General features: G+C 64.2%; 11 protein-coding genes and 1 tRNA gene. 7 read left to right on the top strand and 5 right to left on the bottom strand.

Annotated elements, in window-relative coordinates; all coding sequences use genetic code 11:
• Window positions 1-20: 20 nt before the first annotated feature.
• The 4 genes from GTH22_RS22195 to GTH22_RS04900 all read right to left on the bottom strand — a co-directional run bounded on the left by GTH22_RS22195 (window position 21) and on the right by GTH22_RS04900 (window position 8622).
• The gene (locus GTH22_RS22195; protein ID WP_305884653.1) at window positions 21-1880 is read right to left on the bottom strand and encodes a Hint domain-containing protein; all 1860 of its coding nucleotides are present in this window, start codon (window positions 1878-1880) and stop codon (window positions 21-23) included.
• Window positions 1881-2337: 457 nt separating this feature from the next.
• The gene (locus GTH22_RS04910) at window positions 2338-6615 is read right to left on the bottom strand and encodes a Hint domain-containing protein (RefSeq protein ID WP_252943642.1); all 4278 of its coding nucleotides are present in this window, start codon (window positions 6613-6615) and stop codon (window positions 2338-2340) included.
• A gap of 1027 nt (window positions 6616-7642) precedes the next feature.
• Window positions 7643-7728, bottom strand: a tRNA-Leu gene (locus GTH22_RS04905).
• Between the two features lie 45 nt (window positions 7729-7773).
• Window positions 7774-8622: a neutral zinc metallopeptidase gene (locus tag GTH22_RS04900; protein ID WP_252943639.1), complete on the bottom strand. Its 849-nt coding sequence runs from the start codon at window positions 8620-8622 to the stop codon at window positions 7774-7776.
• Window positions 8623-8705: 83 nt separating this feature from the next.
• Between GTH22_RS04900 and GTH22_RS04895 the strand changes: the two genes are divergently transcribed.
• Window positions 8706-9284: a YqaA family protein gene (locus tag GTH22_RS04895; RefSeq protein ID WP_252943637.1), complete on the top strand. Its 579-nt coding sequence runs from the start codon at window positions 8706-8708 to the stop codon at window positions 9282-9284.
• On the top strand, window positions 9284-9760 hold the full coding sequence (locus GTH22_RS04890; RefSeq protein WP_252943636.1) for a disulfide bond formation protein B: 477 nt from the start codon (window positions 9284-9286) through the stop codon (window positions 9758-9760). Before GTH22_RS04895 ends, GTH22_RS04890 begins: the two co-directional genes overlap by 1 nt.
• Window positions 9761-9781: 21 nt before the next feature.
• Here the strand turns inward: GTH22_RS04890 and GTH22_RS04885 are convergent, their stop codons facing one another.
• Complete coding sequence (locus GTH22_RS04885) at window positions 9782-10051, bottom strand: usg protein (RefSeq protein WP_252943634.1); 270 nt, start codon at window positions 10049-10051, stop codon at window positions 9782-9784.
• A gap of 216 nt (window positions 10052-10267) precedes the next feature.
• Between GTH22_RS04885 and gyrA the strand changes: the two genes are divergently transcribed.
• From gyrA to GTH22_RS04860, 5 genes are all read left to right on the top strand, one after another.
• Window positions 10268-13057, top strand: a complete 2790-nt coding sequence (gyrA, locus tag GTH22_RS04880; RefSeq protein WP_252943632.1) for a DNA gyrase subunit A — start codon at window positions 10268-10270, stop codon at window positions 13055-13057.
• Entirely contained in the window at window positions 13054-13266 is a 213-nt protein-coding gene (locus tag GTH22_RS04875; RefSeq protein WP_252943630.1) for a YebO family protein, read from the top strand. Before gyrA ends, GTH22_RS04875 begins: the two co-directional genes overlap by 4 nt.
• Window positions 13267-13476: 210 nt before the next feature.
• A complete protein-coding gene (locus GTH22_RS04870; RefSeq protein WP_252943629.1) occupies window positions 13477-14343 on the top strand; it encodes a LysR family transcriptional regulator in 867 nt (288 codons plus the stop codon).
• Window positions 14344-14525: 182 nt separating this feature from the next.
• Window positions 14526-14927 carry a hypothetical protein gene (locus GTH22_RS04865; RefSeq protein WP_252943628.1) on the top strand — a complete coding sequence of 134 codons (402 nt, stop codon included), beginning with the start codon at window positions 14526-14528 and terminating at the stop codon, window positions 14925-14927.
• A gap of 225 nt (window positions 14928-15152) precedes the next feature.
• A complete protein-coding gene (locus tag GTH22_RS04860) occupies window positions 15153-15941 on the top strand; it encodes a hypothetical protein (protein WP_252943627.1) in 789 nt (262 codons plus the stop codon).
• The last annotated feature ends 37 nt before the right edge of the window (window positions 15942-15978 follow it).

Here is a 15978-nt window from a genome sequence, read left to right as displayed (position 1 = left end):
CAATTTTACCTATCTGTCGGTCAGCCTGCGACCAGCGCCGCCTCATGGCGTTTCAGCACCCGGCGGGCAGCCACATAGCCGCCGCGGCCCGCGGCCTCCGCCAGCTCGGGAAACAGCCCCAGCAGCTCGGCGCGCGCGGCCTTGTCGAGCCCGGCAAGGGTGCGGTCTCCGGGCTGAAAGCTCTCGGTCCATGCCCCGTCCGAGAGCACCACCTCGTGCTGATCGAACAGGATGTGGATGTAGGTCACATCCTCCAGCGAGGCCCGGCAGATGCTCTCGCCGTTCACCAGATGCACCGCCGCCGCCAGCACTTCGCGGTCCTCGAACCACAGCGCGGGCGTGTCGCCCGTCACCAGCAGCCGGTGCTGCGGGCTCACCATCATGTCGCGCTCCGGCACGCCCTGCCCCATCGCCCCCTTGCGCACCAGCACCGGCTGAAGCTCGGGCTGGCGGGCCAGTTGCGCCGCGTTCAGCCGCTTGCGGCCAACCCAGCGGATCACCTGAAGCCCGTTGTCGCGGGTCATCACCCGGTCGCCCACCTTCAGCCGCTCCACCGCAACCTCGCCCTCGGCGGTGGCGATCTGGGTGCCGGGGGTGAAACAGGGAATGATTTCCTCGATATCGGTGAAGTTGATGTTGGCCGTCTGCCCGGTGCTCTCGTTGAACATCTGGACCTGCCCGTTGAACCCGGGATTGCCATTGTTTTCAGGGTTTTGCACCAGGCTGGTGATCTTGAATCCCTGGCTCCGCAAGCCGCCCAGGTCGAGCACGTCCCAGTCGTTTCCGCCCGAGCCGCCGTTGACGGTGGTGTTGTTCACCCCCGCCGAGCCGAGGCTGTCGACAAAAATGGTGTCGGCATCGTCACCGCCGTTCAGCACATCATTGTCGCCGCCCCCGTGAATCTCGTCGTTCCCGGCCCCGCCGTTCACCTGGTCAAACCCGTCGCCCGCGGTGATCACATCATCCCCGGCGCCGCCCTCGATCACGTCGTTGCCGCTGCCGCCGTCGATCACGTCATTGCCGCCCTGGCCGTAGATCGTGTCGTTGCCCGCGCCGCCGAAGATGGTGTCATTGCCATCCGGGATCGGCTCGACGATCACATCGTCGATCAGATCGCCGTTCATCGAAAAGCCCGACTGGCTGCTGCGCGTGGTCAGGGTGAACTCGATCGAGGTGCGGTTGTCGAACTCGGCCGAGAACCAGGCATCCTGATCGCTGGGATCGTTGCCCTCGGTGCCCCGCGCGGTCACGAAACCGGGGCCGGAGCTGACCTGAAGCGAGGTGTCGGCGGCGGTGCCATAGGCGCCGAAGCTGCCTGCATCCAGCGTGACGGCCTCAAAATCGGTGGCGCTGTTCTGATCGAGATCGTTGAATGTGGCGGTGGAGTTCAGCGCAACCGGCTGCCCGGTGACGGGGTTGAAGAACTCCAGCCGGAACGTCGCCTCATCCCCCGCCCGAAAGCGGCTGCTGCCCGCGTTCAGCAGGATCTCGGAGCCGTTGCCGCTGGCCAGATCCACCTGCAAGCGCGAGTCCGTCACGCTGACCAGCACAAGCCTTGCGGAGATCGAGGTGCCATCGTCGAGGCTGGCCACGTTGTCGTAGATCACCGAGTCACCCGGCCGGGCGCTGTTGGCGCTCCCGGCGGTCTCGCTGCCCGGGCGCACATTGAAGATCGACAGGCTCAGCGGCGTGGCATCGAACCCCGGCGCGGTGCCCTCACCGGCGTCGCCGAAGATGGTATCGTTGCCGTCGCCACCATAAATCGTATCGTCGCCACCCTCGCCCGAAACCCGGTCATCTCCACCCATCGCATTGATGGTGTCATCCTCGGGCGTGCCCTGGATGGTTTCGTTTCCGTCGTTGCCGTTAATCGTGGCCATGGCAAAGCCTCCCCAAAGGCTGTGGTACTGGAACTGGTGGTCGTGCGATGCAGCAACGCGTCATATCGTAAGCAGCGGCGCCTCAATTACACCACAAAGGCGATTCACAAATGCCTTGATTTCGTAACGTAGCGGAACTTCGCCTCGCGTTGTCTCCGCTCCGAAGACAATCACCGCGAGAGGCCCATCACTGTCTCCCGCCGCGCCGCAGCAAGCGCCCCTGCCCCCGACGCCCCCCCCGAAAGCGCAGATGTCCGCGCGGTTCGCACCACGCGGACAAGCTGCATATGGTCCCCTCGGGGATCGCTCTTGATCGGCTGCCAACCATGGCCCTTGCGGAACCGCCCCATGGCAACCGGAGCGCGGATGTCGTGAACATGCCTGCGGGCCACGGCCTTGCGGCCTGCCCGAAGGCGATGCGCCCGCCGATCGCTGGGATCGCCGGGCGCGAAGTCTGTTACTCGGCGAGCAGCAGGGCTTCGTGCTTCTTCAGGGTCTTGCGAGCGGCGGTGTAGCCCTCGCGGCCCTCTTTCTCGGCAAGCTCGGGGAAGAGCGCCAGAAGTTCCTCGCGCTGCTCCTTGTCGAGCCCCTCCAGCGTGTAGTCGCCGGGCTGGAAGCTTTCGGTCCAAGCCCCGTCCGACAGCACCACCTCGTGCTGGTCGAACATGAAGTGGATGTAGCTCACCGAGGCCACATCGGCCGCCTCGGCAATCCCCTCACCGTTCACCAGATGCTTGGCCGCCACCAGAACCTCGCGCTCCTCGAAGTAGAGGGCCGCACGGTCGGAGGCCACCAGCACGCGGTGCTGCGGGCTCACCAGCATGTCACGCTCGGGCAGGTTGCCGTCGAGTGCACCCTTGGCAATGCGCACCGGGCGGAGTTGGGGGCGCTTCATCAGCTCCACCGTGTCCACATCGGTCCGGCCCAGCCAACGGATCTCCTGGATGCCGTTGTCGCGGGTGATGACCTTGTCACCGACCTTCAGTTCCTCGACGGCCACCTCGCCACGCGGCGTCGCAATCAGCGTGCCGGGGGTGAAGCAGGGGATGACGTTCTCGATTTCCTCGAAGGTCATCGTGCCGCCGTCGTTGAAGTGAACGATACCGTCCTCTTTGTCGGGCGAGGTGTACTCGATGTAATCCACATCCGAACCGGTGAGGTTCAGCGTGTCGTAATCGTCGCCACCCGAGCCGCCGTCAACGTGGTCGCCCGCGTTGCCGCCGATGAAGGTATCGCGGTCATCGTCGCCGTAGAGCTTGTCCTCGCCCTCGCCGCCGATGATCGTGTCGTTGCCGGTGCCACCGTAGATCGTGTCATCGTCCACGCCGCCGTCGATGTAATCGTCACCTTCGTCGCCGTAGATCAGGTCGTCGTCGTCCTGGCCGTAGATGGTGTCGTTACCTGCACCGCCATGGATCTCGTCATCGCCGTTGTCGGGGCGCAGGTCGCCTGCGTCATCGGGGATGTTGAGCACATCGGGGAAGACCGGGTCCAGACCACCATAGATGGTGTCGTCGCCATCCCCGCCGTCGAGGTAGTCGTTGCCCTCGCCGCCGACGATGTAGTCGTTGCCCTCGTTGCCGTAGACCGTGTCATCATCGTAGCCGGCATTGATCTTGTCGTTGCCCGCACCGCCTTCGATGTAATCGTCATCGTCCCCGGTGATGATGGTGTCGTTTCCGGCCCCGCCATAGACGGTGTCCTTGTCGTCGTTCGGGTCGGCGTCGGGTGCCCAGATGCCCGGGTAGCCCTGATCCGGGGTGCCCGACAGGCCGGTGACCGGGTCGATGTTGCCGGAGGTGTCGATGTAGTCGTCAGACCCGCCACCTTCGACATAGTCGGAGCCGTCCCCACCGATGATGGTGTCCTTGTTGTTGCCGCCAAGGAGCGTGTCGTCACCCGCACCGCCGTCGATGTGGTCTTCGCCGCCACCGCCGTCGATCACGTCGTTGCCGTCACCGCCGGTGATGAGATCGTCGCCGGACATGCCGTAGATCTCGTCGTCGCCCGCACCGCCATGGATGACGTCATCATCCTTACCGCCGCGGATCCAGTCGTCACCCTCGCCGCCATCGATGACATCGTTGCCACCCTGGCCGTAGATGGTGTCGTTGCCGGTGCCACCGGTGATGGTGTCGTCGTTCTGGCCACCTTCGATGTAGTCGTCACCAGCGCCACCATCGAGGGTGTCGTTGCCGCCGCGGCCGTAGATGGAGTCGTTGCCGTCACCGCCGTAAACCGTGTCGTCACCGAGACCGGCCTTCACCACGTCATCGCCCGCACCCGCGTCGATGATGTCGTCATCCGGGCCACCGCCAAAGATGTTGTCGCCACCATCCACCACGTCGCCCTCGGGGTCGCCCGTGTAGTCCTGGTCGATGTAGTCGTTGCCGGCGGTGCCCTCGACGATCCCGTCGCGCAGGGTCACGGTCACGGTGGCGGTATCGGTGCCACCCTGGCCGTCGGAGACGGTGTATTCGAAGGTCACGTCACCATCCACGGTCCCGTCGGGGGTGAAGGTCACGGTGCCGTCGCCATTGTCCACCACGGTGCCGCCGGCGGCGGGCTGGGTGATGGAGTCGATGGAGAGCGTGTCGCCGTCAATGTCGGTGTCGTTGCCGAGGACATTGATGGTGACGGGGTTCAGGATATCGCCCTTGGCCACATCGTCCATCGCATCGGGATCGTCGTTCACCGGGTTCACGGTGACGGTCACAATGGCGGTATCGGTGCCACCCTGGCCGTCGCTCACCTCATAGGTGATCGTGTCGGTCCCGTTGAAGTCGGGGTTCGGCTCGTAGGTGATGGTGCCATCGCCGTTCACGGTCACGGTGCCGTTCTCGGCGGTCGCGCCTTCCACGGTCAGCGGGTCGCCATCCGGGTCGCTGTCGTTGGCGAGCACAGGGATGGTGACGGAGCCGTCCTCATCCACTTCGGCCACATCGTCATTGGCAACCGGAAGCTGGTTCACCGGGGTGCCGTTGATGTTCTCGATCTCGGTGAAGGTCATGGTCTCGCCGGTCGGCTTGCCATCGTCATCGAGGTAGACAACCGTGCCGTCCCAGCCGTTGCCGTTGGAGTCGACCACCAGGTCCTTCAGGTAGAAGGGCTTGCCGAGCGACAGGTCGAGCGTGTCGTTGTCGTCGCCACCGGCGCCGCCATCAACCACATCGCCTGCACCGCCGATGATGGTGTCGGCATCGTCGCCGCCGAACACCGTGTCGGCACCTTCGCCACCGTCGAGGAAGTCGTTGCCGGCATTGCCTTCGATGTAGTCATCGCCGAGCCCACCATAGATGGTGTCGTCGCCCGGAATGCCCTCGCCCTCACCGTCGCCGGTGATGGTGTCGAAGTAGATGTCGGTCACGTTCACGCCGCTGTCGTGGTAGCCGATCTGGGTGTGGGTGATCACGATCTTCGAGACCGGGCCGGCAATGCTCACCAGGCCCGAGTAGTCGGGAGAGGTGTCGGGCGCGCCGCCACCCTTGGACACGGCGGTCTCGTTGCCCGCAACGCCGTCCTTGTCGTAGAGGCTCACGCCGCTGCCGGCGGTGATGTTCACCGGAACCTCATTGCCATCGGCATCAAAGGCGGTGATCACGACCTTGCTGTCGAAGTCGATGTCGTTCACCCGGAACGACACGTTCTCGGCGGCCTTCTCGAACTCCAGCTTGTAGGTCTGGCTCTCGCCCTTGTAGTCCAGCTCGCTTTCCAGCGAGGAATAAGCATTGGCGCCGGGCAGCTCGCCGGTGTCGATCGAGTGCACCTTCTGCTGATCGGTGGAGAAGGTGTTGTCGTAGGACTTCTGCAGCGACAGCTTCACCACGTTCTCGCCGGTGTCCTGGCTCTGGCTGACGATCTTCTCGCCATTCGACAGGTGGCCGCCGTTGTAATCCTTCAGCTCGGACCACTTGAAGGCTTCCTGGGTCGACTCCGTGCCGCCCGCGCCGTTGCCGTAGGGGCCGGCCGCATCGCCGATGAGCACGTCGTTGCCGGCACCGCCATGGAGGGTGTCGGAGCCGCCGTTGCCGTAAACCTCGTCGTCGCCTTCACCGGCAAACACCGTGTCGTTGCCGTCGCCGGCCAGCACGATGTCGTCATTCGGGGCCTCGCCCGGCAGGATCGCATCGTTGTTGTCGATCTTGTCGCCTTCGGGGTCGTCGTCATAGGCGGTGTCGATCAGGTCGTCGCCGGCGGTGCCGTCCACGATGCCGTCGCCTTCCGGCCCGACCAGGCCAAAGCTCAGATCGCCGATCGCCACCGCGCCGGAATTGCCGCCCGAGGCGCTGGAGCCTGTGTCGTCATGCACGATGACCAGCTCGCTCACGGGGCCCGCGACGGTGATCTGGATGTCGTACTCCGACCCAGCGTTGGGGCCGTCCGCCGTCTGGCCCTTGCCGACGATCGAGTTGCCGTTGATGTAGTGGCTGCCGGTGTTCTCGAAGCTCACGGGGATGAGGTTGCCGTCGGCATCCTTCGCGTAGATCGAAACTTCGTCAAAGCAATCAACGTCATAGACGGTAAAGCTCACGTTCTCGACCGGCTGGTCGAAGGTCAGCTTCGCGGTCGTGTCGCGGCAGACGTCATTGCTGTAGAGCTGGCCATCCTTGATCGTCCAGCTGTCGTTGTCGCTGTTGCTCGGCGTCCAGACGGAGACACCGACAGTTTCTCCGCCACTCGCCAGAGTGTTGGAACCGTCGATATCGGTGGTGCTCCAATCGAGGTTGAAAGTCATTTCGTATTCCCCTGCATTGCGGATACGGCCAGCAGCGACCCCGCGCGTTTCATCTCAAGATCGGCCCCGAAAACGGAACCAGGTCGAACACCTTGGGTCAGGAGTGGCAGCGCCGGGGAAATGTGCCCCGTCTCTGGGTCGAGCCTTGCTCTCTCTGCCTTGTCCATCGTCATCAAAACGTTCCTTCACCAACACCCAAGCGAAGCGAGTTACCGGCCAATAGCGGTTCCGCGCGGCGCGCAATCGTCAGCCAAAAGGGGAACGGTGACCGAAACGCGGGCAAGCGCGCCGGTTTGGAATTGGAGATCGTCGGCCAACATGGCCAACCCCTCCGCACCTGTCGTAGTCGACTGTCTTTCGGGGACAGCAGACACGCACCGATCCCGCAGAATTGGTCTCTGCGTCGTCGTGCGGCCGCCCCCGCAGCCAGCAAACATCGCCCCCCAGTTGGGCACGTTCGGTATACTCGTTCGGGCCTCGCCGCCGGAAGCGAAAAGTGGCGCGAATGGGGCAGATGCATGCTGAAATCAGGCTTTTTTTGGCCCAATTTTGGCGCGAATAAGGCAGCAGCACTTTCAACTGCCGGAAGAATTGCAAAAATTGAACCTGTGAAGGATATTCACGGGATTTCTGTTTATTTACATACCATTATAACAAAACTGAGCGGGATTCAGCCTGCTGCGCTGCAGCGGGTCAATCCGGGTGTTGACCCGCCACTGTTTCGCCTTTCAGAACAATTAACCCTGCCGATCACATTTTGCGCGGCACACAATGTGGCGCTCATGTGGCAGGCAAAAGTGTTCTCGATTTTGCACCAATGCCCGGACAACCCCCCGATTGGCCGCGTCGGCCCGGCAAATTCTGCTCGAATCGATTCTGTTTCTCTGACGCAGCGGAAGCCTCGGCCCCTCGCGCTGCGCCCGCCCGCGGTTCGCCGCGCCGCAATCGGTCGTGAAATCAATGCAAAAGCCCCGGCGGCCACCTGGCCCCGGGCCACGCGCCGTAGCGCCATTCATCAAGGTAAATCTGGTGCCGGTGGAGAGACTCGAACTCTCACGATGTTGCCATCGGGGGATTTTGAATCCCCTGCGTCTACCATTCCGCCACACCGGCCAGCAGGCGCTTCCTAAGCCGCGTCCCCTGCCCCGTCAACGTGTCTCAGGGCCGGGATGCGGCGAAGGTATCGCAATCCTCGACCGCGCCGCGCTCGTACCCGCGGGCAAACCAGTCTTGCCGCTGTGCAGCAGAGCCGTGGGTAAAGGTGTGCGGCATCGGCGTGCGCCCCGCGCTGCGCTGAAGCACGTCATCGCCGATCTGGCGCGCCGCGTTCAGCGCCTCATCCAGATCGCCCGGCTCCACCGTGCCCAGCCTCGCTTCGGCGTAATGCGCCCAGACGCCCGAGAGGCAATCGGCCTGAAGCTCGGTGCGCACGCTCAGCGCATTGCGCTCCCGCTCGCCCGCAGCCGCCTTGGCCTCGTTTACCTGCCCCAGAATGCCCAGCTCGTTCTGCACGTGATGGGCAATCTCGTGGGCCACCACATAGGCGGCGGCAAAATCGCCCTTCGCCCCAAGGCGGCCCTGAAGCGTGGCAAAGAACTGCGTATCGAGATAGGCCCGCCGGTCGCTCGGGCAGTAGAACGGCCCCGTCGCCGCGCTCGCCCCGCCACAGCCCGAAGCCACTCGGCCCGAGAACAGCACCAGCTGCGGCGGGCGATAATCCCGCCCGAGCTGCTCTGGAAAGACCTGCCCCCACACCTCTTCCGTATCCGCCAGCACCACGCTCACGAACTGCCCCGCCGCCTGCTCCTGCGCACTCAGCTCGCGGCTTTCGCCCGATTGCACCGGCACCCCGCCGCCATTCAGTAGCGGAGTCACGTCGATCCCGAGGAAGTAGCCGATCACCAGCACCGCGATCAGCCCGACCCCGCCGATGCCGCCCGCCCTGCCCGCGCTCACCCCGCGCCGGTCGATCACATTCCGGCTTCCGCGCCGTCCTCTCCACTTCATATGTCGCTCCCCGGCGCCGCCGCGCACTTGACCTCGCACGGCCCTCATGGTCACTGGCCGCAAACCAATAACAGGCCACACGCATGTTGCGTTCCCTTTATGACTGGACGATCCGTCAAGCCACAAGCCGCTACGCGCTCTGGGTGCTGGCTGCCGTTGCGTTCATCGAAAGCTCCGTCTTCCCGATCCCGCCCGATGTGCTGATGATCCCGATGATCCTCGCCACCCCGCGCCGCGCCTGGCTCATCGCCGGGGTGGCCACTGTCTCCTCGGTGCTCGGCGGCCTGCTGGGCTATGCCATCGGCGCCCTGCTGTTCGACAGCCTCGGCCAGCCCATCCTCGCGGCGCTGGGCAAGGGTGACGCCGTGGCCGAGTTCAACACCCGCTTCAACGATTTCGGCTTCTGGGCTGTGCTGACCGCGGGGATGACCCCCTTTCCCTACAAGGTCATCACCATCATGTCGGGCTGGACCGGCATGCCGCTGGCCACCTTCCTCGTCACCTCCATCCTTGCCCGTGGCCTCCGCTTCTTCATCGTCGCCGCGCTGCTGTGGAAGTTCGGCACACCCATTCGTGACTTCATCGAAAAGCGCCTCGGCCTTGTCTTCGTGCTCTTCGTGGTCATTCTCATCGGCGGCTTCTTTCTGGTGAAATACATCTGATGCTCAAACGTTTCTCAGCCCTCGCCGGTCTCGGCTCCCTCGCCATGGTGCTCGGCGCCTGGGTGTTCCAATACCGCTTCGGCATGGCCCCCTGCGCCATGTGTTTCTGGCAGCGATACCCGCATTGGGCCGCCTTCGGCATCGGGGTGCTGATCGTGGTTCTGCCGGGGCTGACCGCGCTGCACCGGGGCCTTGCCTGGCTCGGCGCGCTGGCGGCCGCCACCACGGCGGGGATCGGGGTGTTTCACACCGGCGTCGAGCGCAAATGGTGGCCCGGCCCCTCCTCCTGCACCGGCTCCGGGCTGGGCGAAGGGCTGGATGGCGGCTCGCTGATCGACCCCACGGGCGGCGCCGCCCCGGTCATGTGCGACCAGTCGGCAGGCGAATTTCTCCTGCTCTCCATGCCCTCGTGGAACGCGATCTTCTCGCTCGTCCTCGTCGCCCTCTGGATCCGCGCCGCCACCCGCGCCGCCTGAGGCCGGGCCGGCCGCCGGCCCTCAGTGCAGCGTGAACTCGCCGGTGACGTTGCGCCATTCGCCGGGCCCGATCATCTTGCGATGGGTAAAGCGCACCGAATGCAGCGGCCCCTCGATCTCGTCCTGCCAGAACTCGATGAACTTGAAGAGCTTCGGGTGGTCCGGCGCCAGATCATAGTCCTGCCAGATGAAGGTGTTGAGAACATTCCGAAAATCCGGCATCCGATAGAACATCTCTGCCGTCGTCAGCCCGTAGCCCCGGAGCATCAGTTCGGTTTCCGATTCCGCCATATCGCGTCTCCTTTCCGCCTCGCTGCTTCATGCCTCTGACGCCAAGCTTGCCACGAACCATTTACTTTTCAATGAAAACAATGCGTTCCCACCGCGTCCCGTTGCAGTTTTGCCTAAAAGGGAGGCGCAGGTTGCACCCCATATCTGGGTTGCTGTATAAATCGGCAACAAAATCTAGAAGCGCCCAGATCACGCGGCGCCCCAACGGGACACCTCATGAGCGACACGCCAGAACCTCCTGAAAACACAGAGGATAATCCGCCCGAGCGGCCCGAGTATCGTGGGCCCTCCATCACGATCGAAGAGGAGATGAAAACCTCCTACCTCGATTATGCGATGAGCGTGATCGTCTCCCGTGCGATTCCCGATCTGCGTGACGGCCTCAAGCCGGTGCACCGCCGCATCCTCTTCGCGATGCACGACACCAACAACACCCACGACAAACCCTACCGCAAATCGGCCCGCCCCGTGGGCGACACCATGGGTAAGTACCACCCCCATGGCGACAGCGCGATCTACGACGCGCTGGCCCGCATGGCGCAGGACTTCTCCATGTCCCTGCCCCTGCTCGACGGCCAGGGCAACTTCGGCTCGATGGACGGCGACAAGCCCGCCGCCATGCGATACACCGAGATCCGCATGCAGAAAGTGGCCGGAGCCCTGCTCTCCGACATCGACAAGGACACCGTCGATTTCATCGACAACTACGACGGCAAGGATCAGGAGCCCACGGTTCTTCCGGCCCGCTTCCCCAACATGCTGGTCAACGGCGCGGGCGGCATCGCCGTCGGCATGGCCACCAACATCCCGCCCCACAACCTCGGCGAGGTCATCAACGCCACCCTCGCGCTGATCGACGATCCCGACCTCGACAGCGCGGCGCTGATGGAGCACATCCCCGGCCCCGACTTCCCGACCGGCGGCGTGATCCTCGGCCAGTCCGGGGCGCGCAAGGCCTACCTCGAAGGGCGCGGCTCGGTGATCCTGCGGGCCAAGACCCACACCGAGGAGGTCCGCAAGGACCGCTACGCCATCGTGGTCGACGAGGTGCCCTACCAGGTCAACAAGTCCTCGATGATCGAGAAGATCGCGGAACTGGTGCGCGACAAGAAGCTCGAAGGCATCTCCGGCATCGCCGATGAATCCGACCGTCACGGCGTGCGCGTCGTGGTCGAGCTGAAGCGCGATGCCACGCCCGAAGTGGTGCTGAACCAGCTGTTCCGCTTCACCCAGATGCAAACCAGCTTCGGCGCCAACATGCTGGCCCTCAACGGCGGCCGGCCCGAAACGCTGACGCTGCGCGGCTTCCTCTCGGCCTTCGTCGCCTTCCGCGAAGAGGTCGTGGCCCGCCGCACCGCCTACGAGCTGCGCAAGGCCCGCGAGCGCAGCCACATCCTCTGCGGCCTCGCCGTGGCCGTCTCCAACGTCGACGAGGTGGTCGCCACCATCCGCGCCTCCGCCGATGCCGCCGAGGCCCGCGAAAAGCTGATGACCCGCCGCTGGCCCGCCACCGACATCGCCGGCTACATCCAGCTGATCGACGATCCGTCGCACAAGATGAACGAGGACGGCACTTACAATCTGTCCGAAACCCAGGCCCGCGCCATCCTCGAACTGCGCCTCCAGCGCCTCACCCAGATCGGGGTGAAGGAAGTGACCGACGAGCTCGAGGAGCTGGCCGGCAAGATCAAGGACTACCTCGACATCCTGCGCTCGCGCGACCGGATCATGGAGATCATCTCCAACGAGCTGAAAGAGGTGCGCGAAGAGTTCGCCGTGCCCCGCCGCACCGAAATCGTCGACTGGTCCGGCGACATGGACGACGAAGACCTGATCGAACGCGAAGAGATGGTCGTCACCGTCACGCAATCCGGCTACATCAAGCGCACCCCGCTGGCCGACTTCCGCGCCCAGAAGCGCGGCGGCAAGGGCCTCTCGGGCGGCGACCTGAAGGAAGAGGACGTGGTCACCACCCTCTTCGTCGCCAACACCCACACCCAGCTGCTGTTCTTCACCACCGACGGCATGGCCTACAAGCTCAAGACCTGGCGTCTGCCCCAGGGCGGACGCACCTCGCGCGGCAAGGCCATCGTCAACATCCTGCCGATCCCGCAGGGCGTGTCGGTTGCCGCCATCATGCCGGTCGACCGCCCCGAGGAAGAGTGGAACGACCTGCAGGTGGTCTTCGCCACCGATGCCGGCACCGTGCGCCGCAACCGCCTCTCCGACTTCACCAACGTCATGCGCAACGGCAAGATCGCGATGAAGTTCGAGGATGAAAACGCCGGGATGAGCCTCATCAACGTGCGCATCTGCTCCGAAGATGATGACGTGATGCTGGTCACAGACGCCGGCCGCGCCATCCGCTTCCCCGCCACCGACGTGCGCGTGTTCAACTCCCGCGCCTCCGTCGGCGTGCGCGGCATCCGCCTGTCCAACGGTGACAAGGTCGTGTCGATGTCGGTGATCCGGCACTTCGAGGCCGAGTCGCAGGAGCGCGTGGCCTATCTCAAGCAGCGCCGCCTCATGGCCGGTGTCACCGAAGAAGAGCCCGTCAGCGACGACGACGAAGAGGAAACCGTGGCCGAGGGTCAACTCGCCCCCGAGCGCTACGCGGAAATGTCGGCAGCCGAGGATCTGATCCTCACCATCACCTCCGGCGGCACCGGCAAGATCTCCTCCTCGCATGACTACCCGATCCGCGGTCGCGGCGGCCTCGGCGTGACGGCCTGGACCAAGGGCATGCCCACCGGCCCGATCATTGCCTGCTTCCCGGTCGAAATGTCCGACCAGGTCATGCTCGCCACCTCCACAGGCCAGTCCATCCGCTGCCCGGTTGACGGAATCTCCTTCCGCTCGCGCTCCGCCGGCGGGGTGAAGGTGTTCAACACCGCCAAGGGCGAAGAGGTGGTTTCGGTCGCCTGGATCGCAGAGCAGGACGAAGACGACACCATCGACGAGACCGGCACGCCCGAAACGCCCGGCCCCGACGAGGCACAGGAATGAGCGGCGGCGGCCATGAGGCAATGACCCTTCTGGCCGCCTTCATCCCGCTCCTGATCGTGGTCGGGATCATTGCCCTGATCCTCTTCGTCACCGGCGCCCGTGCAGCCCGGCAGCAACGCCTGCTCCAGCGCTTGCTCGAAAACAGCGAGCGCCAGACAGCGTTGCTCAAACGCCTCGAAGAGCGGCTTTCCGGCACACGCAACGATTGAACGCGGCGCGCCCGTTCTCTAGACTGTCAGCTCCCGTCCAGCCCCGTATGTCCTATGACATTCAGATTCCTGCATTTTTGCAACACATCATCTAGTTGCATTGTACGGCTTGAACTCACCCCGTTGAGACGCTAACAACAATTCTGCAAACCCGTAACATTAAAAATCGTTGTTCGCTTTCACCGCAACCTCAGGCCTCAGGATACAGACATGCCGTCATGGGATGACCTCAAGTTCGCTCTCGCCCTCTCCCGCCACGGGAGAATGAATGCCGCGGCCCAGAGCCTGGGAATCAATGTTGCCACCATGTCGCGCCGGATCGAACGCCTTGGCGAGATCCTCGGCCAGCCGCCCTTCGTGAAAAAGGCAGACGGATGGCAGCCCAGCCCCGTGGTCACCGGGTTGCTCCAGATCGCCGAAGACATCGAACAACGCCTCGAAACCGAGATGAACTCGATCCACGCCGGCACCGCCGGCCAGAGCACCCGCCTCTCCATCGGCTGCCCGCCCGTCGTCTCGCTCTTCGTCCTCTATCCCAACCTCGCCAACCGTGCAGGCTCGCTGGCGGATGTGACCTACACCTTCACCCAAAGAGTGATGGAAGACGGCCTTGGCGAAAACGACCTGGTGCTCCAGCACAAACGCCCCGAGTCCGGCCGGGTGCTCGCGCAACGCGTCGCCACCCTCACCTCCAGCATATACCGCCGCAAGTCGGCCTCCGCCGATGCGGGCTGGGTCTCGCTGAGCGAGCACTACGATGCGACCCCCTTCAACCAGACCGCCTACCAGTTCTTCGAAACCGCGCCCTCGGTCCGGGTCCAGTCGATGTACGAACTCTACGAGCTGATCGGCGCCACCGAAATGGCCGGCCCGCTGATCGACATCGTGGCCGCAAGCAACCCCGATCTCACCGTCGTGCCCGGCGGCGCAGAGGTCTCGCAGACCGACATGTGGCTGATGTATCATGCCTCCCGGAAGGGCGATCCGGTCGTCGAAGGCACCGTTGCATGGATCAAGGACAGCTTTTCCAAGATGCAAAACCGCAAATCCGAAGTCGTCAACCTCCGCAGCGCCTAGGGCCTGACGGGCGCAAAACATCAATAAATTAGCACTTCGCGCCATGCCCCCATTGTCCCGAAATGTGCAACTTGCACATTTTACTGTTTCCGTTTTGCAGAATTTTCTATTTTCAGGTGTGGGAAATCTCTCCATCCTCAACCCAACGATGAGAAACATCATCACTTTGAGGCAGAGCAGAAATGACCCTTACACCCATGGTGCAGTGTACCTTCAGACTGGCATTCGCCTTTTTGCTGGCTAATCAGGCACTCTCCACGCTCGTGGTGCCGTCGATCGCGGCCGAGGCCTCCACCGGAACGACACAGTTCAGGGCCCCGATCGAAACGGCACAGTTCATCGCTGTAAACGCCCTCCTGATCGTCATCGCGATCTGGGTTGCTTTCGGCATCCGTACCCGTCTGGTCTCCGCGATCGGCCTGACGCTCTACACCGGGTACACGCTTGCAAGCGGAAGCTACGAGGCCGACAATCTCGGCATCGGTATCTTCGTCGCACTCGGGCTCGCCCTGCCGCTCATCGTGGCCGGCGGCGGAGCCTATGCAATGTATCGCAAAGGATGGTCCGGGTTGGCTGATCTCTAGCATCGTAACCGCACTGGTCGAACGGACTTAAACTCAGGGGCGTCGCGTGTTTTTGCGGCGCCCCCTTTTCGTTTCCAGGCCCCTTCTTTGGCCCCCCTTGCAGGGGCGGGCGGTTAACCAAGGGTTACGGATTCTGTTCAAATTTGGCGGGCTTTAGGGCAAAACTTGGGCGAACGACAGCGCCGGTGGTTGGGGGCTCTGTCTCACACATCGAGGAGTAACCCCATGAAAACCCGCATCACCGCGGCAGCAATTGCCGTGGCCAGCTTCCTGCTGCCCTCCACCCTGCTCGCCCAAAGCTCCGCCATCGGCTTTTCCGGCGCCGAACTCTCGCTCGGCCACATCAGCGGCGACAGCGGCAGCCTCACCACGCTCGACGCAAATGCCGGTTTCGCCATCACAGCGCAGCACGGCTTTCAGCTGGATGTGACCGTGGTCGATTATGGCGCCACATGGTTCGGGGCCATCGCCGGTCACCTCTATCTCCAGCCCACCCGGCAGGCAAAGTACGGGATCTTCCTCGCCTATGCCGACGCCAACGACACCGAGGCCGCAACCTTCGATGCCGGGGTCGAGGGCATCTGGAGCCTCGGCACCGCCACCACCCTCACCGCCCGCGCCGGTCTGGGCCGCGCCGATCCCTCCGAGGTCGACTATATCTTCGCCAGCCTCGGCGCCCGTCAGGCCCTGACCGACCAGCTCTCCCTCACCGGCTCGATCGCCCTGCTCGATGCCGACGAGGCCCGCGCCTCCTTCACCGCCGCCACCTATGATCTCGGCCTCGCCTACGCCCTGCCCTCGGCCCCGATCGAGGCCTACATCGGCGCCAGCCACACCCGGATCTCCGGCAGCCTCACCACCGCCGAAACCCGCCTCGCCATCGGCCTCACCGCCCGCATCGGCGGCCCCCGCACGGCCCGCGCCGCCGCCGCCGCCCGCAGCTTCGCCCCGGTCCGGCCCCTGCGCCCGCTGCTCGAGCGAAACATGGTCTGGGACTTCGTCGCCAACCGCTAGGGCTTTCCAAATCGGGGCGGAGGCCCTATCTCCGCCC

Origin of the sequence: Oceanicola sp. 502str15 (genome assembly GCF_024105635.1) — a bacterium.
Taxonomy (GTDB): Bacteria; Pseudomonadota; Alphaproteobacteria; order Rhodobacterales; family Rhodobacteraceae; genus Vannielia.
This window is presented reverse-complemented; position numbering and strand designations above follow the sequence as displayed.

Excerpts from the sequence above, each read along its gene's own strand:
- GTH22_RS22195 (WP_305884653.1), bottom strand. The coding sequence starts at position 1,880 with ATGGCCACGATTAACGGCAACGACGGAAACGAAACCATCCAGGGCACG.
- GTH22_RS04910 (WP_252943642.1), bottom strand. The coding sequence starts at position 6,615 with ATGACTTTCAACCTCGATTGGAGCACCACCGATATCGACGGTTCCAAC.
- GTH22_RS04900 (WP_252943639.1), bottom strand. The coding sequence starts at position 8,622 with ATGAAGTGGAGAGGACGGCGCGGAAGCCGGAATGTGATCGACCGGCGC.
- GTH22_RS04895 (WP_252943637.1), top strand. The coding sequence starts at position 8,706 with ATGTTGCGTTCCCTTTATGACTGGACGATCCGTCAAGCCACAAGCCGC.
- GTH22_RS04890 (WP_252943636.1), top strand. The coding sequence starts at position 9,284 with ATGCTCAAACGTTTCTCAGCCCTCGCCGGTCTCGGCTCCCTCGCCATG.
- GTH22_RS04885 (WP_252943634.1), bottom strand. The coding sequence starts at position 10,051 with ATGGCGGAATCGGAAACCGAACTGATGCTCCGGGGCTACGGGCTGACG.
- gyrA (WP_252943632.1), top strand. The coding sequence starts at position 10,268 with ATGAGCGACACGCCAGAACCTCCTGAAAACACAGAGGATAATCCGCCC.
- GTH22_RS04875 (WP_252943630.1), top strand. The coding sequence starts at position 13,054 with ATGAGCGGCGGCGGCCATGAGGCAATGACCCTTCTGGCCGCCTTCATC.
- GTH22_RS04870 (WP_252943629.1), top strand. The coding sequence starts at position 13,477 with ATGCCGTCATGGGATGACCTCAAGTTCGCTCTCGCCCTCTCCCGCCAC.
- GTH22_RS04865 (WP_252943628.1), top strand. The coding sequence starts at position 14,526 with ATGACCCTTACACCCATGGTGCAGTGTACCTTCAGACTGGCATTCGCC.
- GTH22_RS04860 (WP_252943627.1), top strand. The coding sequence starts at position 15,153 with ATGAAAACCCGCATCACCGCGGCAGCAATTGCCGTGGCCAGCTTCCTG.